The sequence below is a fragment of the Enterococcus sp. DIV2385 genome (assembly GCF_051711925.1).
GTDB lineage: Bacteria > Bacillota > Bacilli > Lactobacillales > Enterococcaceae > Enterococcus > Enterococcus faecalis.
In genome coordinates this window covers 1507795-1530763 of record NZ_JBIONV010000001.1, presented here as the reverse complement: position 1 = coordinate 1530763, position 22969 = coordinate 1507795, and the positions used below count along the sequence as shown (strand labels likewise).

Below are 22969 nucleotides of genomic sequence, written 5' to 3'. Positions count from 1 at the left end.
GTTTTTTTAGCGTAAAATGAGCTGATTTTATAAAACTAGTCCTTACTAATGAGAAGAAATCGTTCTTAAGTCCTATGACAAATGATCAAAAACAAGGCATAATAATGCATGTAAGGAAAACACTATTGAGTGAAAAATTTGCTAAGGAGGCAATATCCATGAAAGAAAGAGAACGCGTATTAGAATTAGTGAAAAAAGGTATTCTAACGTCAGAAGAAGCGTTAATTTTATTAGAAAATATGGCAACTGAAAAAGATGAAAAACAAATCGAAAAAGCTGCTGAAAAAGTTGATACACAAAATATTGGAACAACAAATAAAGAAGATCAAGTTGCAGATTTAATGGATGCATTAGAAAAAGGCGAATCAGAAGGACCTACTGTTGATTCGTTTGAAGAAAATACACAGGACAGTGCAGAAAAAGATCGTGAAAACTTAGAAAGAATTCTTGATGAGTTAGCAACAAAAGCCAATCGTGCTTCGGCTGAATTGGACGAAGTCAACGCAGAAATTGCCGGCATCAAAGAAGAAATTAAAGAAGTCGCAGAAGAAATTGGAACATTAGATACAAAAGAAGAATTAGATGCATTGACAGAAGATGAACAAGTTCAACGAAAAGACTTGCACGTTTTACTTGCACAATTAGAAGAAAAATTAGCGACTCAAAGTACTGAAAAAACAGCACTGGAAGAAGAACTAAAAAACATTCGTAAAGAACAATGGAAAGGTCAATGGAATGATACAAAAGAAAAAGTTTCTTCTCAATTCTCTGAAGAGTGGAAAGATCAAGCCACAGATACCTTTAACCAAGTCGGCGGCAAAGTTGCCGAAGTTGGCGGCCAAGTGGGAGAATTCTTGAAAAAAACATTTAATTCTTTCAGTGATACCATGAATGATAATGTGGAATGGAAAGACATTAAAATGAAAGTTCCTGGTGTGGCAACAACTAAGTTTGAACATGAGTTTAATTATCCAAATCCACAAGCAAGTTTAATTGATGTCAAGGTAGCAAATGGTACCGTGGTTTTCAAAACTTGGGATCAAGAAGATGTGAAAGTCGAAGCAAAAATCAAATTATATGGTAAAATGGCAGGAGATTCACCAATGGAAGCTTTCTTAGAACGAAGTGACATTGATGTGGATGATGAAACAATTTCTTTCCAAGTGCCAAACAAACGGGTGAAAGCAGATTTAACGTTCTATTTACCAAAACGCACTTACGATCATGTATCTGTTAAATTATTAAACGGAAATGTCTTAGTAGAAGAGTTAACAGCGAAAGATGTTTACACAAAATCAACGAATGGGACGATTACGTTTAAAAAAATTGATGCAACTATGTTAGAAATTGAAGGCGTGAATGGTGAAATTAAAGTCCTAGAAGGAACGATTTTAGATAACATTATTGAAACAGTCAATGGTGATGTGTCTATTTCCGCGGCACCAGAAAGTCTAAGTGTTTCTCTGATTAATGGAGATATCCGCATTACAGCTAAAGAAAAAACGCTTCGCCGTGTTGAAGCAAGCTCTGCAAATGGGAATATCAAATTGGCCTTGCCAAATGACTTAGGTGTTGAAGGGCAAGTGAAAACGAATTTAGGTAGTATTAACAGCCGTTTAACAGATATTGAAGTTGTTCGTGAAAAGAAAGATCGCGGCAATCAACAATTACATTTTAGACGTGTACTGGAAGAATCAATGGCTCAAATTAATGCTTCTACAACAACGGGAAGTATTTTCCTAAAAGATACGGATAAATAATTAATAATTTTAAGCTAGATGGGCTGACGAATCAGCCTTTCTAGTGTAAAATTTAGTAGACGAGGTGAAAACATATGAAAAGAAAACTAACAAAATCTCCGAATAACGTGGTTTTAACAGGAAGCTTAGCTGGGATTGCTGATTGGCTAGGAATTGACCCAACAATTATTCGTGTCGTTTATGTCTTGCTCAGCTTTTTCTCAGCAGGATTTCCAGGCATTCTCTTATACATTGCCTTAGCAGTCTTGATCCCTTCTGGAAGAACAGGAAGCGATCGCGGCTACGGCCATCAAAATCCTTATAATAGAAATGTTCGCAATGAAAATCCTTATGCTGCCAATAAAAAGCAACGTAAAGAAGCGGAAAAAATTGATGATGACGAATGGAGTGACTTTTAATGACATATTTTCAGCGATTGGTTGTTAATACACTGACATTCATTTCTTTATCAGTTGTTTTTCCTGGCATGATTCATGTGAGAGGCATAATGCCTGCAATTATTGCCGCCTTTGTTCTCTCAATCCTAAATATGTTGGTGAAACCAGTCTTAACAATCTTGTCGCTCCCATTTACTTTATTAACGTTTGGTCTATTTAGCTTTGTTGTCAATGCAGCGATTTTACAAATGACCTCGTTTTTTGTGGGGGAAATGAACTTTGGCTTCTCAAGTTTTTGGGCAGCGGTGCTAATGGCTGTAATTATGTCAATTGTCAATACGATCGTTACGGATCACAATTTATCTAAATATGAATAAAAAAGCCTGAAGAACGTAGCATAAAATGCGTCCTTCAGGCTTTTTCGATGGTTAAATTTTCTAGGTGACATTCTGGATGGCGGCTGACATAGCCATATAAAATGTTTAAAAAATCAACTTGTTGCTTCGAGTAATGCTCAATTGTTTTCGGTGATTTTTTGGGCATGATTTTTTTTGCTAGTTCAAGCGGTGAATATTTTTGAAACGTTTGTTTAGTTACAACACGTGTTGCTACCACCAAGCCTTGGTAAATTAAATAGTATTTGATTTTTTTCTGACAAGGTAACCACATCAGTTGCCAATCTCGTTGGTTAGCTTGACTAATTCGTTGATTTTGGTTTGCAAAGCGCGTCAGAAAGAGCCAATCTTCTTTGAGTTTTGCCGCTTTTTCGAAGGCTTGTTTTTCAGCAGCTTCTTGCATTTGTTGAGCAATTCGTTTGATTGGTTCTCGTCCTTGATTATGGAAAAAGTCGAACAATTCTTGTTGAAATAGTTCGGTCGGAATGGCACTCTCTTTTTGAAAGGTTTGATGCCAATAGTTGGTTGGGACGAGATCGTAGATACTATCCAAAATTATTTTTAAACGGTTTAATTTTCGACGAATCGAATAAGGACCAAAACAGTTCTCTTTAGTGGGAATATTTAAGAGTTTAATCTCTAATTGCCGCTCATTAACGGCTACCGATACATAAGAATATTGTTCATAAGCATTCATTTGGCGATTGTAACGCGGTCGATACTGTTGAATCAGTTGACATTCTAGGAGGAGCGCATCCAATTCTGTGTCAGTATGGAGAACATCGAAGTCTATAATTTGTTTGACTAAGCGCATCGTCTTTCGAGAATGTTGATTACTATTAATAAAATAGCTTGACACGCGATTTTTTAATTTTTTGGCTTTACCCACATAAATAATTGTGTCGGTTGCGTCTTTCATTAAATAAACACCCGGCGTTAACGGTAATTGATGGGCTTTTTCCTTTAAATATTCTTTCATAAGTTTCCTCTTTTCTTAAAAGGATCGGCTTCAAGTATACAAAGTTTTCTGAAATAGTCAAGTAACAGAAATAGCATAGATAATTTCATTGAAAAATAGTTTCATTTTTTTGAAATATGATAATTCTAGGAATTATCTAGTGAATAGCTAGAAACTTGTATTTTTAAATGATAAAATATAACAAGTAGCAGAAAGGACTGACATTCGATATGACAGAAGTGGTAAAGATTTATCAACTGGTAGAAAATCTTTCTTTAGAAGTAGTCTACGGAGATGAAGAAAGCTTAAATAGAACAATTAAAACTGGTGAAATTTCCCGGCCAGGTTTAGAATTAACTGGGTATTTTAATTATTATTCCCATGACCGTTTACAATTATTTGGGAGCAAAGAAATTACCTTTGCAGAACGAATGATGCCTGAAGAGCGTTTATTAGTGATGCGCCGTTTATGTGCGAAAGATACTCCAGCCTTTATAGTATCCAGAGGACTAGAAATCCCCGAAGAATTAATTACAGCAGCAAAAGAAAATGGGGTTTCTGTATTACGTTCACCGATTTCAACTTCCCGTTTACTAGGGGAACTATCCAGTTATTTAGATGGCCGTTTAGCTGTTCGGACAAGTGTCCATGGGGTTTTAGTTGATGTTTATGGACTTGGTGTTTTGATTCAAGGAGATAGCGGTATTGGTAAAAGTGAAACAGCTTTAGAGCTTATTAAACGTGGACATCGGCTAATCGCAGACGATCGTGTCGATGTTTATCAGCAAGATGAATTAACCGTGGTTGGAGAGCCACCAAAAATTTTGCAGCATTTAATTGAAATTCGTGGTATCGGAATTATTGACGTCATGAACCTGTTTGGAGCTAGTGCGGTCCGCGGCTTTATGCAAGTTCAATTGGTCGTTTATTTAGAGGCATGGGAAAAAGACAAGAAATATGATCGTCTTGGTAGTGATGATGCAATGGTTGAAATAGCTAACGTTGATGTCCCTCAGATTCGTATTCCTGTTAAGACCGGCCGAAATGTGGCCATTATCATTGAAGTAGCAGCAATGAACTTCCGCGCGAAAACAATGGGCTATGATGCAACAAAAACGTTTGAAGAGCGCTTAACCCGTTTAATTGAAGAAAATTCAGGAGAATAGAAGGAGAAGATGTGATGATGTTAGCTCAAGTAAATTCAATTGCATTTCGCCTTTTCGGTATTCCCGTCTATTGGTATGCAATTATTATTGTTTCAGGGATTGCTTTAGCTGTTTGGCTAAGTAGTCGTGAAGCCGTTCGTGTTGGTTTAAAAGAAGATGATGTCTTTGACTTTATGCTCTGGGGATTACCTGCAGCAATTGTTGGCGCGCGCTTGTATTACGTCGCTTTTCAATGGCAAGATTATGTAGACAATCCGATTGAAATTTTCTTTACTCGAAATGGTGGCTTAGCGATTTATGGTGGTCTTATTGGTGGGGGACTGGCGCTGTTTTTCTTTACGCGTCATCGTTTCATTTCTACATGGACTTTTTTAGATATTGCCGCACCAAGTGTGATTTTAGCGCAAGCAATTGGTCGTTGGGGCAACTTTATGAATCATGAAGCCTATGGGCCAGCGACCACCAGACAATTTTTAGAAAATCTCCATTTACCAACGTTTATCATTGATAACATGAATATCAACGGAACGTATCATCAACCAACATTTTTATATGAATCTGTCTGGAATGTTTTAGGGTTTATCGTTTTAGTGTTATTACGCAAAAAGCCACACTTTTTAAAAGAAGGCGAAGTCTTTTTAGGTTATATAATATGGTATTCTTTCGGCCGCTTCTTCATCGAAGGGTTACGGATGGACAGTTTGTATGCGTTTAGTAACATTCGTGTCTCACAATTGTTGTCTTTAGTGATGTTCGTGGCAGCAATTGTTATTGTGATCGTTCGTAGAAGAAATCCCAATTTGAAATTTTACAATCGGGAGAAACAAAAGAAAAAAATAACAACTTCTTAATCCAACTTGATCGAAGAATATGGTAAACTAAAGAAGTAACGTTGTTTAGCGAAAGGAGAGTTTCACCGATGAAACAAAAAGTCGCTGTTTTAGGTCCAGGTTCCTGGGGGACAGCTTTAGCTCAAGTATTAGCCGAAAATGGACACGAGGTCTGTATTTGGGGAAATAAACCAGAGCAAATCGATGAAATAAATACAAAATATACCAACAAACATTATTTACCAGAATTAATCTTACCTACTTCAATTCAGGCAACCACTGATTTAGCTACTGCTTTAGTAGATGTGGATGCGGTACTGTTTGTGGTACCAACTAAAGCCATTCGTTCAGTAGCACAAGAAGTGGCCCAACATTTAAAAACAAAACCAATTATTATTCATGCAAGTAAAGGGCTCGAACAAGTTACACATAAGCGGATTTCAGAAGTGATAGCGGAAGAGATTCCAGCAGAAAAACGGCAAGGGATTGTGGTTTTATCTGGTCCAAGCCATGCAGAAGAAGTCGCTGTTCATGACATTACAACCATTACAGCAGCAAGCGAAAATTTAGCAGACGCTGTGTATGTGCAAGAGTTGTTTATGAATGATTACTTTAGAATTTATACGAATGATGATGTGATTGGTGTAGAAACAGGGGCGGCCTTAAAAAATATTATTGCTTTGGGCGCCGGAGCGATTCATGGCTTAGGCTTTGGTGATAATGCCAAAGCGGCAATTATGACTCGTGGTTTAGCAGAAATTAGTCGTTTAGGGGTTGCGATGGGAGCAAACCCATTAACATTTATTGGTTTAAGTGGTGTTGGGGATTTAATTGTTACTTGTACAAGTGTCCATTCTCGAAATTGGCGTGCGGGTAATTTATTAGGAAAAGGCCATAAGTTAGATGAAGTCTTAGAAAACATGGGCATGATTGTGGAAGGTGTTTCAACAACTAAAGCAGCCTATGAATTGGCACAACAATTAGAAGTCGAAATGCCAATCACAGAAACAATCTACAATGTCTTGTACAATGACGAAGATGTACAACAAGCAGCAAAAGAAATCATGTTGCGCGATGGCAAAACCGAAAACGAATTTACACTTGATTTTTAGGAGGAAAAAAGATGAAAGTTAAAAAGGCAGTTATTCCAGCAGCTGGGTTAGGAACACGTTTCTTGCCGGCTACTAAAGCGATGGCAAAAGAAATGTTGCCGATTGTTGATAAACCAACGATTCAATTTATTGTAGAAGAAGCACTAGCTTCAGGAATCGAAGATATTTTAATTGTGACAGGCAAAGCCAAACGTCCGATTGAAGATCATTTCGATTCAAATGTTGAACTAGAAAATAACTTAAAAGAAAAAAATAAAACCGATTTATTGAAATTAGTCGAAGAAACAACGGATGTTAATTTACATTTTATTCGTCAATCCCATCCGAAAGGCTTAGGACACGCTGTTTTACAAGCGAAAGCATTTGTTGGCAATGAACCTTTTGTCGTGATGTTAGGCGACGATTTAATGGAAGATAAAGTGCCATTAACGAAACAATTAATGGATGATTACGAACAAACACATGCTTCGACAATTGCGGTAATGAAAGTACCCCATGAAGATACTTCAAAATATGGTATTATCAACCCAGAAAAAGAAATCGAAAAAGGACTATACAATGTCGAGAATTTTGTTGAAAAACCAAAACCCGAGGAAGCACCAAGTGATTTAGCGATTATCGGCCGTTATTTATTAACCCCTGAAATTTTTGATGTACTTGAAAATCAAAAACCAGGAGCTGGTAACGAAATTCAGTTAACAGATGCGATTGACACTTTAAATAAAACACAACGCGTTTTTGCTCGTGAGTTTAAAGGAGAACGTTACGACGTTGGCGATAAATTTGGGTTTATGAAAACAAGCATTGAATATGGTTTGACTCATCCAGAAGTAAAAGATAATTTACGAGAATACATTATTAATTTAGGTGCTCAATTAGCGAAAAAAGAGCAACCAAAAGAAAAATAAATAAAAATAAGCGTAAAATTTCAATTCGTTAGAAGGAAATTTTACGCTTATTTTCTTAAAGAAAAGGGCATGAGAATTTTATAAAATAAATTGTCATTCTTAGCTTTATGAGTTGTGAAAAATATAAGTTGGTGTTATCCTAAGATTATAAATAAAATTTCAGAGGGGAGTAATGATATGTCAGGTGGGGAAATTGCTGCCTTAATTGCAGCGGTAGCATTTGTTGTTTTAGTCATCTTTTTAGTACTTGTGTTATATAAAGTTTCTCAAGTTGTTTCAAAAATTGAAGATACAATTGATGAAACAAATACAACAATCAAAGTCGTGACTAGCGATGTGAATGTATTGAGTCGCCAAGTGGAAGGCTTGCTTGTTAAAAGCAATGAACTATTAACAGATGTGAATCAAAAAGTGGCAACGATTGATCCGTTGTTTACGGCCGTTGCTGATTTAAGCGAAAGTGTCTCTGAATTGAACACCTCAAGTAAACATTTGATTACAAAGGTAGGAACCGTAGGGAAAGGCACAGCGAAAGCTGGTTTAGTGAGTAAAGTAGGCGGTTCTGCTTTTAGAGCAATGCGTTCAAAAAATAAAAAAACAAATAACTAATTGGAGGAGATTTTTATGGCTAAAAAAGGCGGATTTTTCTTAGGAGCAGTAATTGGTGGAACAGCAGCAGCCGTTGCCGCATTATTACTTGCACCAAAATCAGGTAAAGAATTACGTGATGATTTATCAAATCAAACAGATGATTTAAAAAACAAAGCGCAAGATTACACAGATTATGCTGTTCAAAAAGGAACAGAATTAACAGAAATCGCAAAACAAAAAGCCGGCGTTTTATCAGATCAAGCCTCTGATTTGGCAGGTTCTGTCAAAGAAAAAACAAAAGATTCATTAGATAAGGCACAAGGTGTTTCTGGCGACATGCTTGATAACTTTAAAAAACAAACAGGTGATTTATCTGATCAATTTAAAAAAGCAGCTGACGATGCTCAAGATCACGCAGAAGATTTAGGTGAAATTGCCGAAGATGCAGCAGAAGATATCTATATTGACGTTAAAGATTCTGCGGCAGCGGCCAAAGAAACTGTTTCTGCTGGTGTCGATGAAGCAAAAGAAACCACCAAAGATGTTCCTGAAAAAGCTGCAGAAGCAAAAGAAGATGTTAAAGATGCAGCGAAAGACGTAAAAAAAGAATTTAAAGGGTAACAAGCGTTTAGCTTATGAAAGTTAGCAACGGATCGTGTTGCTTTTGTTCAGCGGCTTACCTTAAAATTTAGAAATGAGGCCATCAGTCCGGTTGACTGATGGCCTCATTTTATTTTTATGCTATTGAATAATTTGCAATTCTTTGGTTGTCTTAGTGAATGGTTCGGAGCCTGTTTTTGTTACGTGTAAACAATCTTCAATACGAACGCCTACTTTTCCAGGAATGTAAATACCGGGCTCAATAGAGAAACACATACCTTCTTCAATGACTAAATCATTGCCATGAACCAGCGATGGGTATTCATGGACAGTGGTTCCAATGCCATGGCCTAAGCGATGGTTAAAGTATTCACCATAACCAGCTTTTGTGATTACACCTCGAGCAATATCATCTAATTCGCCTGCTGTAACACCAGGTTTCACTGCTTCAGTTGCTGCTAATTGTGCTTCTAAAACAATTCCATAAATTTCTTTTTGGAAATCAGAAGGTTCCAAGTAGCTGACTGTTCGTGTGGCATCACTACAATAGCCATTATGAACGACACCTAAATCAAATAACACTAAGTCATGGGGCTCAATTTTTGTTTCGCCAGGTACCCCGTGAGGACTAGCTCCGTTTTTTCCTGTTAAGACTAACGTATCAAAACTCATTGAGCGAATACCTTGACGTTTTAATTGATACTCGATTTCTGCAACAATTTCTTGTTCCGCAACGCCTGCTTGAATTGCTTTGAAGCCAATCTCAAAAGCGACATCAGCCCAACTACCAGCTTCTAGTAAACGTTGAATTTCAGGTTCTGTTTTAATTAATTGAAGTTTTTCAATTAAAGGCGTAACATCATGCGAAAAATCGCTAGCTGGAAAATAGGTTTTCAATTGATCAAAACGAGCTAAAGAAAGAGCTTGTTTTTCTAAAGCAAAGCGTGGCGTGCCTTGTGTCCGTTTATTTAATAAAGCCGCAATTTTTTCCCAAGGATTTTCGCTATCTAAATAACCATAAACGGGATAAGTCCAACTACTCTTTTCGGCATCTTCGACTTCTAATGCAGGTGTAAATAAAAATGATTGGTCGTCCGCAGCGATAAACAAAGCTAACACGCGTTCATGAGGTTCGCTTTCGTAACCAGAAAAGTAAGCGATATGACCAGGATCACTAATATAAGTGAAGTCAATCTTTTCTTGGTGCATCCAATTTTTTAAATCGGCAATTTTTTCTTGATTCATAAAACATCCTTCTTTCTTTTATTCTGAAGTGAATCACAGTACTATCATAACATGAAATGACAAAAAGTTCCTTTTGAAATGGAAAGTAAATTTTCATGAAAAAACGATAAAACGGTTGCAAAAATAGAAGAATTTTGATATTCTAGGCTAGGAAAGAAATGTAAACAGTGTTTTCAGAAAATGAGAACAAATTCATATTTATAGGAGAAGAAACATGGAAAAACAAACAATTACAATTTATGATGTTGCTAGAGAGGCAAATGTATCTATGGCTACTGTTTCTCGTGTTGTCAATGGTAATCCCAATGTAAAACCAGCAACGCGTAAAAAAGTCTTAGAAGTGATTGATCGCTTAGATTACCGTCCTAACGCAGTCGCACGTGGTTTAGCAAGTAAAAAAACGACAACAGTGGGTGTTATTATTCCAGATGTTAGTAATGCATTTTTTGCTTCATTAGCACGTGGCATTGACGATGTGGCTACAATGTATAAATATAATATCATTTTAGCTAATTCAGATGGAGACGATCAAAAAGAAGTTACTGTATTGAACAATTTACTTGCCAAGCAAGTAGATGGGATTATCTTTATGGGTCATCGCATTACAGATGATATTCGTGGTGAATTTTCACGTTCAAAAACACCTGTTGTCTTAGCAGGTTCAATTGATCCAGATGAACAAGTCGGTAGCGTTAATATTGATTACACAGAAGCAACGAAAGATGCAACAGCGACTTTAGCGAAAAATGGGAACAAAAAAATTGCTTTTGTTAGTGGTGCATTAATCGATCCAATTAATGGTCAAAACCGAATGAAAGGCTACAAAGAAGCCTTAGCGGAAAATGGCTTGTCTTATAATGAAGGCTTAGTTTTTGAATCTGAATATAAATTTAAAGCAGGTATTAATTTGGCTGAGCGTGTCCGTAATAGTGGGGCAACTGCTGCCTTTGTTACAGACGATGAGCTAGCGATTGGTTTATTAGATGGGATGCTAGATGCTGGTGTGAAAGTTCCAGAAGAATTTGAAATCATTACAAGCAATAACTCATTGCTTACAGAAGTCTCTCGTCCACGTCTATCAAGTATTACACAACCTTTATATGATATCGGTGCCGTGTCAATGCGCTTATTAACAAAACTAATGAACAAAGAAGAAATTGAAGAAAAAACAGTTGTTTTACCTTATGGAATTGATCAAAAAGGTTCAACAAAATAAATTGAATTAAAAGGCTAAACAAAGAGCGGTAACTCTTAGTTTAGCCTTTTTTTGATACCTGAAAATGAGCCAGAAAACGTATTTTTCTGGCTCATTTTAGCGAGTTAATTATCATTCTTTTTATTATCGTTGTTTTTATTGTTGTTATTATTTGTAGTGGCACGTGGAGCAAGATTTCCCCAGTAAGAAGCGTAATTGCTGTCTGTTCCACCGATCCCAAATTTATAGGTACTTTGTGGTGCACCATCTTTGGCATAGTATGAAGTCGTTGTTTTGCCAGGTGTATTGAACTTGGCACCATTATAGGTAATTGAGCCAGGCTTTTCACCAGTAAATTCAGAAACTTTTGATTTAATGACACTTGGATCTAATTCAAATTTTTGACCAATGCCAAACAATTCTGGATTCGCATAGTACAGCGCATTAGCTAAGTTCGCCATATAATTCCCGTTATTGTCGCCGCTGGTCGTCGTCATTGGCGCTGGTAGATCATGTCCCGTCCAAGAACTTAGTGTCACAGTTGGAGTAGAGACAATCAGCCATGAATCTTTAAACTCATCAGTTGTCCCAGTTTTTCCGACCCAATCAGCACTGGCTAAATGAGGATTCAAGCCAGCTAACGTTGGTTTGAATTTTGTCGTATTCGCAGAATCCACCACTGAACGCAACAAGTCATTCATAATAGAAGCGGTCGCCGGTGAATAAACTTGCGTTCCTTCATCTTTGTGTTCGTAGACCACATGTCCGCTATTGTCTGTAATTTTTTCAATCATGTAGGCTTTTTGATATTTGCCTTTGTTAGCAAGTGCTTGGAAACCGTTTGTTTGAGTTACAACATTTGTTTCTACTGGACCCAAAGGTGCAGATTCGTAAGCCCAAGCATCTGAAGCTGGATAGTTCATTTTACTTAAGTAGTGATTATAAGAAAAATTATCATCACCCATTTTTTTCCTTAGCTCATTATTAACATGAACGACAGGGATATTGAAAGACCAATTCAAGGCATTCCGAACAGTCACGAATTGATTTAAATCCACAGTTGTTGAGTTCACAAATTCACGACCATCAGCATAAGTCGTTGGGTAGTTGGCCAGACGACTTTCAGAACCAATGAGTCCTTGATCAATCGCAGGACCATAGACAGAAATTGGTTTAATCGTAGAACCAACTTGACGATCGGCATTAAAGGCATGGTTGTTTTGATTAATATCGAAGTTTCTGCCGCCGATAAAACCAAGGATACGACCGGTAGCGTTATCCATTAAAATATTGCCAGTTTCAATCATTGTATTCCCATTGACATCTGCAGTGCCATCATCAAGCAAATAACCATAATTTGCGACAGCGGTTTGCATCGTGTTGTAAATATTCTGATCAATGGTCGATTGGATTGTATAGCCTTGCGACTGGATTTCGTGACGTGCTTGTTCTTCATATTGATCTAAACCAACTTGATCTAAATCATCACGATTAACTTTAGCTTTTTTCATATCTAAATCCATGACAATCTCAACTGCTTTATCTAACACCGTATAGTATAGATAGCCTTCTGTATTGACATTGGCCTGTTCAGTTGGTAAAAAGTCTTTTTTCAAGTCGTAAGATTTGGCTTCTTCATATTCCTTTTGTGAAATAGCTTTTTCTCGGTACATACTGAAAAGAACAAAATCTTTTCTCTTCATTCCTAAAGACAAATCGTCTTTCAAGGCACCAGTGTTAGTATAGGGCGTGTAAACAATGGGACTTTGGGGAAGTCCTGCGATAAAGGCCGCTTGAGGAAGATTCAAGTCCTTGGCACTTTTACCAAAGAGTCCTTTGGCTGCTTCTTCCACGCCTGCAATATTTTCACCTTTGTTATTACGACCAAAAGGGGAGACATTTAGATAAGTTGTCACGATTTCGTCCTTAGAAAAGTATTTTTCAATACGTAAAGCTAATAAAATTTCGTTGGCTTTCCGTTTAAAAGTCGTTTCGTCAGTTAAAATCTGTTGCTTGACCAATTGCTGAGTCAATGTTGAACCACCAGAAGAACCGCCGATACCTGTCGCATCAGAAATCAACGCTCGAACTAGCGCTTTTGGTACCACCCCATGATGTTCTTCAAAATATTCATCTTCTGTTGAAATAATGGCTTTTTTTAGCAATGGAGACATTTGATCGCCATTAATTCGTGTCCGAATTAAATCTGATTTGATGTTAGCAATCGGAGTACCATCTGCGTAAGTCATTTTTGAAACTTCGGTAATATCACTGATTTCTTTTTGCAATTCTTCCTTCGTTGGGGGCTGTGTATCTTCAACTAGAAAAGCAAAATAGCCCATTCCAATACCTAAGCCAAGAGAGCCACCTAAGACAATCAGAATAACCCCAAAAACCACTAATGACTGAAAAACGCGAATAATGACATTTAAAATAAGTAAAAAGACATTGCCGCCAGAAGAGGTCGTTGGTTTTTGCTTATTGTTACTTGAATTATTTTTCAAAAGCTTCACCTCAATAAAATGATACATTCTGTGTTATTATAGCAAAAAAAAGCTTCTATGAATAGTTTCTACACCAATTGCCATTTTTTGTTGAAAAAACTTAAGAGAAAATAGGGAAATCTCATTTTTTGACTTTTCAAGTGTGACAGAATCGGTTACTATGAATAGGGGAATTTGATCTATTATTATGTTTTACTATAGGAGGAAAATCATGAATTCAGCTTTTTTTGAAGAATTAAAAGCCCGTGGGTTGGTCTACCAAGTCACAGATGAAGAAGCCTTACAAAAACAATTAAATGAAGAATCTGTTAAATTATATATCGGCTTTGATCCAACGGCAGACAGTTTACACATCGGGCATCTACTGCCAATTCTTATGTTACGTCGTTTCCAACAAAATGGTCATGTGCCCATTGCTTTAGTTGGTGGCGGAACAGGCATGATTGGTGATCCATCATTCAAAGATGCAGAACGTAGTTTAAACACACTTGATACAGTGAAAGCTTGGTCTGAAAGTATTAAGGGCCAGTTGTCACGTTTTATCGATTTTGAAGATGAAAAAAATCCAGCGATTCTAGCAAATAACTATGATTGGCTTGGAGAACTTTCGTTAATTGATTTCTTACGTGATGTTGGAAAAAATTTTACAATTAACTATATGATGAGTAAAGAAAGCGTGAAACGCCGAATCGAAACAGGAATTTCTTATACTGAATTTGCGTATCAATTATTACAAGCGTATGATTTCTTGAAATTGTACGAAACAGAAGGCTGTTTATTGCAATTAGGCGGCAGTGATCAATGGGGAAACATTACTTCAGGGATTGAATTATTACGCCGAGAACAAGAAGTTCAAGGATTTGGCTTAACTATGCCTTTAATTACAAAAGCAGATGGTACCAAATTTGGTAAAACAGAAGGAAACGCAGTTTGGCTAGATGCGGAAAAAACTTCGCCATATGAATTTTATCAATTCTGGATTAACACAGATGATCGTGATGTCGTGAAATTCTTGAAATACTTTACTTTCTTAACATTGGATGAAATTGCAACAATTGAAGAAGAATTTACAGCGAACCCAGGTCAACGTGCTGCGCAAAAAGCGTTAGCCAAAGAAGTGACTACTTTAGTCCACGGTGAAGCAGCCTATCATCAAGCGGTTAAAATTTCAGAAGCTTTATTCAGCGGGGATATCCAAAGCTTAACAGCAGAAGAAATTAAACAAGGCTTTAAAGATGTACCAACGTATGAGGTGCAACCAGAGGATCAATTAAGTTTAGTCGACTTATTAGTTACCTCAAAAATAGAACCATCCAAACGTCAAGCCCGTGAAGATGTTCAAAATGGAGCGATTTACGTCAATGGAGAACGTAGACAAGATTTAGCAGCTGAATTGACAGAAACTGATAAAATCGAAGGACAATTTACTGTGATTCGTCGCGGTAAGAAAAAATATTTCTTGTTAAAATACTAAAAAAATGAAAGCTTGGGACGAAGGTCGTTTAGACAACAGGTTCCAAGCTTTCGCTTTTAAAAAAGATAAATTGGGATTAATTCTGTTACAAAAAAACTCTTTTTTACTATTGGGCATATTCAATTACAGATAACTTGTGCTATGCTAGAATAAAAAGTGCAGTCGCTATAAGGAGTAGGTTATGAAATCAATTGTTGAAAAGTTAAACTTAACGAAGTATCAGCAACTAGTTATTTTAAATAGACCACAGGGAGAGTATCTATCTGAATTTGCTTCAGCCGCGCAGCAATTACCCTCAGAACCAGTTGAGCTGATTTTTGCATTTGTGAAAACGATGGCGGAATTTCAAGAGATTGTTTCAATGGTGATTGAAGGTCAACATTTAGTAGAAAATGGGTTGTTATATGTGGCTTATCCGAAAAAAGGCAATAAAATGTATCCAACCTTTGTCCACCGAGATGAAATTTTTCCAACATTACAAGTAAACGAGGCAGATGGGTATATTAAAGGCTCAACCTTAAAATTTAATCGCATGGTTAGTTTAGATGAGACTTTTACGGTTGTCGGCATGAAGAATGTTCTTAAAAAGCCAGCGAAGAATCAGACCAGTTCTGCTGTTGGGGATTATGTTCAATATTTACCAGAAATTGAAGCGTTGGTACAAACAGAACCAGCTGCTGCAGCGACATTCGCTGCATTAACGCCTGGTTATCAAAAAGAGTGGGCGCGGTATGTATTTAGTGCAAAGCGAGCGGAGACACGGAAAAAGCGGCAAACTGAAATGTTAGTCATTTTAAAAGAAGGCTATAAAACCAAAGCGCTTTATCAGCAAAGGAAGAAATAATGGCGCAGTCAATTGAAACAGTTACAGCATACATCGAAACAGTTGAACCAAACTGGCGAATTGCTTATCAGCAAGTATTAGATGTCGTTTCGCAAAATTTGCCAGCAGGATTTGAATTAACAATGCAATATGGCATGCCAACCTTTGTTGTGCCGCTTTCAGTATTTCCAGAAGGCTATCTTAACCGTGGTGATGAACCGTTACCATTTATCAGCTTAGGCGCTACTAAAAGGCAAGTAGCTTTATATCACATGGGATTAATGGGAAATGAAGCCGTCCGAAGTTGGTTTCAAGAAGCCTATCAGGAACAAGTGTCAACAAAGCTAAACATGGGGAAAAGTTGTCTTCGCTTCACTAATCCGAAGCGAATACCCTATGAACTAATTGGCGAATTAGTAACAAAAATCACGCTTGAAGAATGGCTGCAACAGTATCAACACTACCAAAAGAAAAAGAAGAATTATTAGGAGGAACCACATGTTATTAGGATCACACGTTAGTATGAGTGGCAAGAAAATGCTATTAGGCTCTGCCGAGGAAGCGGCTAGTTATGGCTCAACAACCTTTATGATTTATACAGGTGCGCCACAAAACACGCGCCGGAAACCGATTGAAGAAATGAATATTGAAGCTGGGCAAGCGTTTATGAAGGAACACAATTTAAGTAATATCGTCGTTCATGCCCCGTATATTATTAATTTAGGCAATACAATTAAAACGGAAAATTTCGGTTTTGCCGTAGACTTTTTGCGACAAGAAATTGAGCGAGCACAAGCGTTGGGAGCAACGCAAATCACGTTACACCCAGGTGCGCATGTTGGCGCAGGTCCAGAAGCCGGCATCAAACAAATTGTTAAAGGTCTAAACGAAGTCTTGTGGAAAGAGCAAATCCCTCAAATCGCTTTAGAAACAATGGCTGGTAAAGGGACCGAAATCGGCCGTACATTTGACGAACTAGCTGCGATTATTGACGGAGTTACGCTGAATGATAAACTTTCTGTCACTCTGGATACTTGCCACATTAATGATGCAGGTTATAATGTAAAAGATGATTTTGATGGCGTATTAGTTGAATTTGATAAAATTATCGGATTGGATCGTTTAAAAGTTATTCATGTGAATGATTCTAAAAATCCTATGGGCTCACATAAAGATCGTCATGCCAATATTGGCTTTGGCACTATTGGTTTTGAAGCTTTAAACGGTGTGGTTCACCATGAAAAATTAACTGCTTTACCAAAAATTTTAGAAACACCTTATGTCGGAGAAGACAAAAAAAATAAAAAGGCCCCTTACGGCTTTGAAATTGCGATGTTAAAAAATCAAACATTTGATCCAGAATTATTAGAAAAAATTCAAGGACAAAACTAAAGCAACAATCGCTCTTAAAGGTCCTATTGACATTTAAGAGCGTATATTTTTGACTTTTAATCACTATTTTGCAAAAAAATCAGACTTTTTTCATTATTTAAGAGAAATCCCGCAAAAAGAACTTTTCTTTTTTTGCTATTTCTAGTAAAATAATTCATTGAGAGCAAAACTATACGGAGAGGAGAGAGTTTCAATGGCAACAGGTTGGGTAGTATTAATCGCAGTAATCGCTTTATTAGTAGGCGCTGCAGGGGGCTTTTTCCTTGCACGCAAATATATGCAAGATTATTTCAAAAAAAATCCTCCCGTTAATGAGGATATGTTACGCATGATGATGGCATCAATGGGTCAAAAACCGTCAGAGAAAAAGGTTAGACAAATGATGCAACAAATGAAAAACCAAGGAAAATAGTAAAGGTTATTCAGGTAATCATGAATAAGTGTAAAAACGGGCTGATTTTCAGTCCGTTTTTTTGTTGTTTTGCGGGAGAATAGGATAATCTAGGAGGAAAAGAGCGAGACGTTTAATCAAAAACAACAATAACGAAGAAACCTTCTAGCTCGAAAGTAGTCTTCGTAGAACAACAAAGTAAAAGGAGGGACAACTGAATGTCCATATTCAAAAAATTAGGCTGGTTTTTTAAGCAAGAGAAAAAAAGTTATATTATTGGGGTTTTCTCATTAATGATGGTCGCTCTTGTTCAATTAGTCCCGCCCAAAGTTATTGGCGTCGTTGTAGATGAAATCGTTAACAAAGAAATTCGCTTAACGAAAATTATCGTGTGGATTGTACTCTTGATTGGTGCTGGGCTTGCCCAATATCTTTTTCGCTATATTTGGCGGATGCATATTTGGGGGAGTGCCGCTCGTTTGGAAAAAGAGCTACGGACTCAATTATTTCATCATTTCACAAAAATGGATAGCATCTTTTATCAGAAATATCGGACAGGTGACTTGATGGCGCATGCAACCAATGATTTAAATGCCATCCAAAATGTGGCTGGAGCTGGGATTTTAACATTTGCTGACTCTGTGATTACGGGAGGAACAACGATTATCGCAATGGTTCTATTTGTCGATTGGCGCTTAACATTAATTGCTTTATTACCGCTGCCTTTATTAGCGGTCACCTCACGAGTTCTAGGTTCTAAGTTGCATGATGCCTTTCGAGATTCACAAGCTGCTTTTTCAGCGATTAATGATAAAACACAAGAAAGTATCACTGGAATTAAAGTCATTAAAACATTTGGGCAAGAAAAAGAAGATCTTGCTGATTTTACAGAGAAAATTGATGATGCTATCGTCAAAAATAAACGAACGAACTTTTTAGATGCACTGTTTGATCCGTTTATTACGCTGATTATTGGTGTTTCTTATGTTTTGACAATTATTATTGGTGGTCGTTTCATCATGGAAGGAACGATTAGTTTAGGTCAGTTGGTCTCTTTCATTGCCTATATTGGGATGCTAGTTTGGCCAATGTTTGCAATTGGGCGCTTATTTAATGTGTTAGAACGTGGGAATGCTAGTTACGATCGTGTGAACGAATTATTACATGAAAAAACGCATATTATCGAACGAAAAGATGCCATCAAAACAATGGCGCAAGGAACAATTTCAATGAAGATTGATTCTTTTTCTTATCCAAAAGAAGAGACGGTGGCATTGGAAAATATCCAATTTTCGTTGCAAGAAGGAGAAACCTTGGGGATTGTTGGCAAAACAGGCGCTGGTAAAACCACTATTTTGAAGTTGTTGATGCGTGAATATGACCAATACCAAGGAACGATTTCCTTTGGAAAACATGACATTAAAAATTACACATTAGATGCATTGATGGGTGCAATGGGTTACGTGCCACAGGACCATTTTCTCTTTTCCATGACGGTACGAGATAACATTCGTTTTGCTAAACCACACTTGGAACAAGCAGCAGTTGAACAAGCGGCAGCATTAGCATTTATTAACCAAGAAATTAAAGCATTCCCTGAAGGCTATGACACAATGGTTGGGGAACGTGGCGTTTCGCTTTCTGGAGGACAAAAACAACGGATTTCTATTGCACGGGCCTTGATTGTTGAACCAGAATTGTTAATTTTAGACGATGCCTTATCTGCAGTCGATGCGAAGACTGAAGAGGCGATTTTATCAAATCTAAAAGAAACGCGCCAAGAAAAAACCACTATTATTACAGCGCATCGTTTAAGTAGTGTCATGCATGCAAAAGAAATCTTAGTGTTGGATGAAGGGAAAATTATTGAACGGGGGACGCATCCAGAGTTACTGGCTGAGAAGGGTTGGTATCAGCGGATGTGGGAAAAACAGCAATTAGAAGCGAAAATTGAAGGGAGTGAGAGTTAATGGAAGAAAAGTATCAATCCGAATGGTCCAGAGAGTTACCGCTGAAAGAACAATTAACGATTGTTCAGCGTTTGTTTCGTTTTGCCAAACCGTTTCGACGCATGTTTTACACAGCTATTCTCTTTGCATTTGGCTTATCAATTATCAATATTCTTTTGCCTAGAGTCATTCAAGTTTTTATGGATAATTATTTAACGCCTAAAACTGCTACAATGCAAGTGATTCTAACTTTTGCTGCTATTTATTTTTTTGGTGTCATTGTCAAAAGTATTGTTTGGTTTTTCCAATGGTATTTGTATTCGATGGCTTCTTTAAAAACGTATCAATATATACGAGTGAAATTATTTGAAAAATTACACACTTTAGGTATGCGTTATTTTGATCAAACACCAGCGGGTTCGACGGTGTCTCGTGTTACAAATGACACAGAAACATTGTTTGAATTCTGGTATGTATTCTTAATGGTGATTACAGGAATTTTTGCCGTAATCTCGTCATTTTTTGCAATGTTTCAACTCAGTCCAGAAATCTCATTTTATTGTCTAATTTTCTTGCCAATTTTATTAGTTGTGATTTGGTATTACCAAAAATTTAGTTCAAAATTATATCGCAGTATGCGGGAAAAATTAAGTCAATTAAACACCAAACTAAATGAATACATCTCTGGTATGCAAATCATTCAACAATTTCGCCAAGAAAAGCGTTTGGAAAAAGAATTTGAGGAAACCAATGATGATTATTTAAAAACACGTGTAGCAATGATTCGTATGAATTCGTTATTATTAAGTCCCATCATTAATTTGTTGTATACGTTGGCGATTGCATTGGCCTTAACTATGTTTGGCATCGATGCTTTACATTCTCCTGTAGAAGCGGGGATGATTTATGCTTTTGTAACGTATGTCCAAGCTTTTTTTAATCCGATGACACAAATGATGGACTTCCTAAGTATCTTTACAGATGGGATTGTCGCAGGTAGCCGTATTTTGAAAATTATGGATACGGAAGAATTAACGCCGCAACAATCAGTAGGTGCGAATGGGGAAATTATTCGCGGGAAAATTGAATTTCGCAATGTTACTTTTTCTTATGACGGCAAAAACGAAGTATTGAAAAATATTAGCTTTGTCGCAAATCCCGGGGAAACCGTCGCTTTAGTCGGTCATACAGGAAGTGGTAAAAGTTCAATTATTAATGTACTCATGCGTTTCTATGAATTTTATGAAGGGCAGATTTTAATTGATGATCGTGATATTCGTGATTTTCCCATGACAGAATTACGGGAAAAGATGGGCTTAGTATTACAGGACGCTTTCATGTTTTATGGAGATATTGCTGGAAATATCCGTTTACTGAATCCAACTATCACAGATGAACAAATTAAACAGGCTGCGGAATTTGTACAGGCGGATAAATTTATTCACACGTTACCCAATACCTATCATGCGAAAGTCATTGAACGAGGAGCGAGTTATTCTAGCGGACAACGTCAATTAATTTCGTTTGCACGAACGATTGTGACTGATCCCAAAATTTTAGTTTTAGATGAAGCAACCGCTAATATTGATACAGAAACAGAAGGATTGATTCAAGAAGGATTAGCCAAAATGCGTCAAGGGAGAACGACAATTGCGATTGCGCATCGCCTTTCGACGATTCGTGATGCAAACTTGATTTTAGTTTTAGACAAAGGGCAGATTGTAGAACGAGGAACGCACGAAACGTTACTGGCAGAAGGTGGCCTTTATGCGGATATGTATCAGTTACAAAGTACGGAAGTTTAACGTAACAACAGAAAGAGTTAAATAACTCAAACAAAGGCATTTAGTGTTAGGAAATTCCTAATTCTAGGTGTCTTTGTAGCTCTTTAAATTGCAAAAAAAAAGAGAAATGGTATGATATGAAGAGAGAAAAACAAACGAGGAAGTTAGGTGGAACTGTGAAGCCAGTTATAGTCAAAAATGTGCGAATAGGTGAAGGGAATCCCAAAATTGTGGTGCCCATTGTTGCTCCAACAGCCGAGGATATTTTGGCCGAAGCAACGGCGAGCCAAACACTAGATTGTGATTTGGTGGAATGGCGTTTAGACTATTATGAAAATGTCGCTGATTTTTCCGATGTATGTAATCTTTCACAACAAGTGATGGAACGGTTGGGGCAAAAACCGTTATTGTTAACTTTTCGTACACAAAAAGAAGGTGGCGAAATGGCTTTTTCCGAGGAAAATTATTTTGCTTTGTATCATGAATTAGTGAAAAAGGGTGCGTTGGATTTATTGGATATTGAATTATTTACGAATCCACTGGCGGCAGATACGTTAATTCATGAAGCTAAAAAGGCGGGGATTAAAATTGTTCTCTGTAATCACGACTTTCAGAAAACACCGTCGCAAGAGGAGATTGTCGCGCGGTTACGCCAAATGCAAATGCGTCAGGCGGATATTTGTAAAATAGCTGTGATGCCACAAGATGCGACAGATGTACTTACGTTACTTTCAGCAACCAATGAAATGTACACCCATTATGCATCCGTCCCAATCGTTACTATGTCAATGGGACAGTTAGGGATGATTAGTCGCGTAACAGGTCAACTGTTCGGATCGGCACTAACTTTTGGCTCCGCCCAGCAAGCGTCTGCACCAGGCCAACTATCCGTACAAGTATTAAGAAATTATTTAAAGACATTCGAACAAAACAAGTGATTCAGAAGGTGAAAAAAGTGGCAAAGAAAAAAACACAACAAAAAACGAATGCGATGCGCATGGTAGAACAACATAAAGTACCATATAAAGAATATGAATTCGCTTGGAGTGAAGATCATTTAAGTGCAGAAAGTGTCGCTGAAAGTTTAGGTATTGACAAAGGGCGAATTTTTAAAACCTTGGTTACAGTAGGTAATAAAACAGGTCCAGTCGTGGCTGTCATTCCTGGTAATCAAGAATTAGATTTGAAAAAATTAGCGAAAGCTAGTGGCAACAAAAAGGTAGAAATGCTTCACTTAAAAGATTTAGAAGCAACCACAGGCTATATTCGTGGGGGCTGTTCACCAATTGGGATGAAAAAACAATTTCCCACCTATTTGGCTGAAGAAGCTCAACAATATTCTGCAATTATTGTTTCTGCAGGCAAACGTGGCATGCAAATTGAATTAGCGCCTGAAGCAATCCTTTCGCTAACCAATGGGCAATTTGCGGAAATAACGACAAAAGAATAAGTGGCTATAAGAAGTCGAGACAGAACCGTTTATCTGTTTTTAAGCGTGGAGCAAAAATCCCTAGT

At 37.3% G+C, this 22969-nt stretch carries 22 protein-coding genes and 1 pseudogene; 20 read left to right on the top strand and 3 right to left on the bottom strand.

Going from position 1 to position 22969, the window contains the following annotated elements; translation table 11 throughout:
• Positions 1 to 158: 158 nt before the first annotated feature.
• From liaX to IGM04_RS07520, 3 genes are all read left to right on the top strand, one after another.
• On the top strand, positions 159 to 1760 hold the full coding sequence (liaX, locus tag IGM04_RS07530) for a daptomycin-sensing surface protein LiaX (protein ID WP_002360155.1): 1602 nt from the start codon (positions 159 to 161) through the stop codon (positions 1758 to 1760).
• 74 nt (positions 1761 to 1834) lie between these two features.
• Positions 1835 to 2158 carry a PspC domain-containing protein gene (locus IGM04_RS07525; protein ID WP_002357306.1) on the top strand — a complete coding sequence of 108 codons (324 nt, stop codon included), beginning with the start codon at positions 1835 to 1837 and terminating at the stop codon, positions 2156 to 2158.
• Positions 2158 to 2514, top strand: coding sequence for a phage holin family protein (locus tag IGM04_RS07520; protein WP_002357307.1), 357 nt, complete (start codon positions 2158 to 2160; stop codon positions 2512 to 2514). The genes IGM04_RS07525 and IGM04_RS07520 overlap by 1 nt, the downstream gene beginning before the upstream one ends.
• 34 nt (positions 2515 to 2548) lie before the next feature.
• On the opposite strand, the gene IGM04_RS07515 is transcribed toward IGM04_RS07520, so the two are convergent.
• The gene (locus tag IGM04_RS07515; protein WP_086317921.1) at positions 2549 to 3511 is read right to left on the bottom strand and encodes a GIY-YIG nuclease family protein; all 963 of its coding nucleotides are present in this window, start codon (positions 3509 to 3511) and stop codon (positions 2549 to 2551) included.
• 209 nt (positions 3512 to 3720) lie between these two features.
• On the opposite strand from IGM04_RS07515, the gene hprK reads away from it, so the two are divergent.
• The 6 genes from hprK (at position 3721) to IGM04_RS07485 (ending at position 8718) form a co-directional block, all read left to right on the top strand.
• On the top strand, positions 3721 to 4656 hold the full coding sequence (hprK, locus tag IGM04_RS07510) for an HPr(Ser) kinase/phosphatase (RefSeq protein ID WP_002357309.1): 936 nt from the start codon (positions 3721 to 3723) through the stop codon (positions 4654 to 4656).
• Between the two features lie 17 nt (positions 4657 to 4673).
• Positions 4674 to 5507 carry a prolipoprotein diacylglyceryl transferase gene (lgt, locus tag IGM04_RS07505; protein WP_002381830.1) on the top strand — a complete coding sequence of 278 codons (834 nt, stop codon included), beginning with the start codon at positions 4674 to 4676 and terminating at the stop codon, positions 5505 to 5507.
• A gap of 68 nt (positions 5508 to 5575) precedes the next feature.
• Positions 5576 to 6598, top strand: coding sequence for an NAD(P)H-dependent glycerol-3-phosphate dehydrogenase (locus IGM04_RS07500; protein ID WP_086317920.1), 1023 nt, complete (start codon positions 5576 to 5578; stop codon positions 6596 to 6598).
• An 11-nt stretch (positions 6599 to 6609) separates the two neighbouring features.
• Positions 6610 to 7506: a UTP--glucose-1-phosphate uridylyltransferase GalU gene (galU, locus tag IGM04_RS07495; RefSeq protein ID WP_002357314.1), complete on the top strand. Its 897-nt coding sequence runs from the start codon at positions 6610 to 6612 to the stop codon at positions 7504 to 7506.
• A gap of 177 nt (positions 7507 to 7683) precedes the next feature.
• Positions 7684 to 8115, top strand: coding sequence for a DUF948 domain-containing protein (locus IGM04_RS07490; RefSeq protein ID WP_002357316.1), 432 nt, complete (start codon positions 7684 to 7686; stop codon positions 8113 to 8115).
• A 15-nt stretch (positions 8116 to 8130) separates the two neighbouring features.
• A complete protein-coding gene (locus IGM04_RS07485) occupies positions 8131 to 8718 on the top strand; it encodes a YtxH domain-containing protein (RefSeq protein WP_002381831.1) in 588 nt (195 codons plus the stop codon).
• A gap of 120 nt (positions 8719 to 8838) precedes the next feature.
• Here IGM04_RS07485 and IGM04_RS07480 read toward each other — a convergent pair whose 3' ends face one another.
• Positions 8839 to 9942 (bottom strand): aminopeptidase P family protein, encoded by a 1104-nt coding sequence (locus IGM04_RS07480; RefSeq protein ID WP_002361926.1) that lies wholly within the window; start codon positions 9940 to 9942, stop codon positions 8839 to 8841.
• A gap of 214 nt (positions 9943 to 10156) precedes the next feature.
• On the opposite strand from IGM04_RS07480, the gene ccpA reads away from it, so the two are divergent.
• Positions 10157 to 11158, top strand: a complete 1002-nt coding sequence (ccpA, locus tag IGM04_RS07475) for a catabolite control protein A (protein ID WP_002357319.1) — start codon at positions 10157 to 10159, stop codon at positions 11156 to 11158.
• A gap of 104 nt (positions 11159 to 11262) precedes the next feature.
• On the opposite strand, the gene IGM04_RS07470 is transcribed toward ccpA, so the two are convergent.
• Entirely contained in the window at positions 11263 to 13668 is a 2406-nt protein-coding gene (locus tag IGM04_RS07470) for a transglycosylase domain-containing protein (protein ID WP_086317919.1), read from the bottom strand.
• A 184-nt stretch (positions 13669 to 13852) separates the two neighbouring features.
• Between IGM04_RS07470 and tyrS the strand changes: the two genes are divergently transcribed.
• From tyrS to ybaK, 10 genes and pseudogenes are all read left to right on the top strand, one after another.
• Positions 13853 to 15115, top strand: a complete 1263-nt coding sequence (gene tyrS, locus IGM04_RS07465) for a tyrosine--tRNA ligase (RefSeq protein ID WP_002357324.1) — start codon at positions 13853 to 13855, stop codon at positions 15113 to 15115.
• A gap of 4 nt (positions 15116 to 15119) precedes the next feature.
• A pseudogene (locus IGM04_RS07460) lies at positions 15120 to 15300 on the top strand (hypothetical protein).
• Positions 15297 to 15959 (top strand): YdeI/OmpD-associated family protein, encoded by a 663-nt coding sequence (locus tag IGM04_RS07455; protein WP_002371904.1) that lies wholly within the window; start codon positions 15297 to 15299, stop codon positions 15957 to 15959. The pseudogene IGM04_RS07460 and the gene IGM04_RS07455 overlap by 4 nt, the downstream one beginning before the upstream one ends.
• Positions 15959 to 16426 (top strand): DUF1801 domain-containing protein, encoded by a 468-nt coding sequence (locus IGM04_RS07450; RefSeq protein ID WP_002369299.1) that lies wholly within the window; start codon positions 15959 to 15961, stop codon positions 16424 to 16426. The genes IGM04_RS07455 and IGM04_RS07450 overlap by 1 nt, the downstream gene beginning before the upstream one ends.
• Positions 16427 to 16436: 10 nt before the next feature.
• Entirely contained in the window at positions 16437 to 17330 is an 894-nt protein-coding gene (locus IGM04_RS07445; protein WP_002357396.1) for a deoxyribonuclease IV, read from the top strand.
• Positions 17331 to 17523: 193 nt separating this feature from the next.
• Positions 17524 to 17742 (top strand): YneF family protein, encoded by a 219-nt coding sequence (locus IGM04_RS07440; RefSeq protein ID WP_002357397.1) that lies wholly within the window; start codon positions 17524 to 17526, stop codon positions 17740 to 17742.
• A 197-nt stretch (positions 17743 to 17939) separates the two neighbouring features.
• Positions 17940 to 19691 carry an ABC transporter ATP-binding protein gene (locus tag IGM04_RS07435; RefSeq protein ID WP_086317918.1) on the top strand — a complete coding sequence of 584 codons (1752 nt, stop codon included), beginning with the start codon at positions 17940 to 17942 and terminating at the stop codon, positions 19689 to 19691.
• Positions 19691 to 21475 (top strand): ABC transporter ATP-binding protein, encoded by a 1785-nt coding sequence (locus tag IGM04_RS07430; protein WP_033917925.1) that lies wholly within the window; start codon positions 19691 to 19693, stop codon positions 21473 to 21475. The genes IGM04_RS07435 and IGM04_RS07430 overlap by 1 nt, the downstream gene beginning before the upstream one ends.
• 155 nt (positions 21476 to 21630) lie before the next feature.
• On the top strand, positions 21631 to 22392 hold the full coding sequence (aroD, locus tag IGM04_RS07425) for a type I 3-dehydroquinate dehydratase (RefSeq protein ID WP_080113882.1): 762 nt from the start codon (positions 21631 to 21633) through the stop codon (positions 22390 to 22392).
• Complete coding sequence (ybaK, locus tag IGM04_RS07420; protein WP_002397353.1) at positions 22389 to 22904, top strand: Cys-tRNA(Pro) deacylase; 516 nt, start codon at positions 22389 to 22391, stop codon at positions 22902 to 22904. The genes aroD and ybaK overlap by 4 nt, the downstream gene beginning before the upstream one ends.
• Positions 22905 to 22969: the final 65 nt, after the last annotated feature.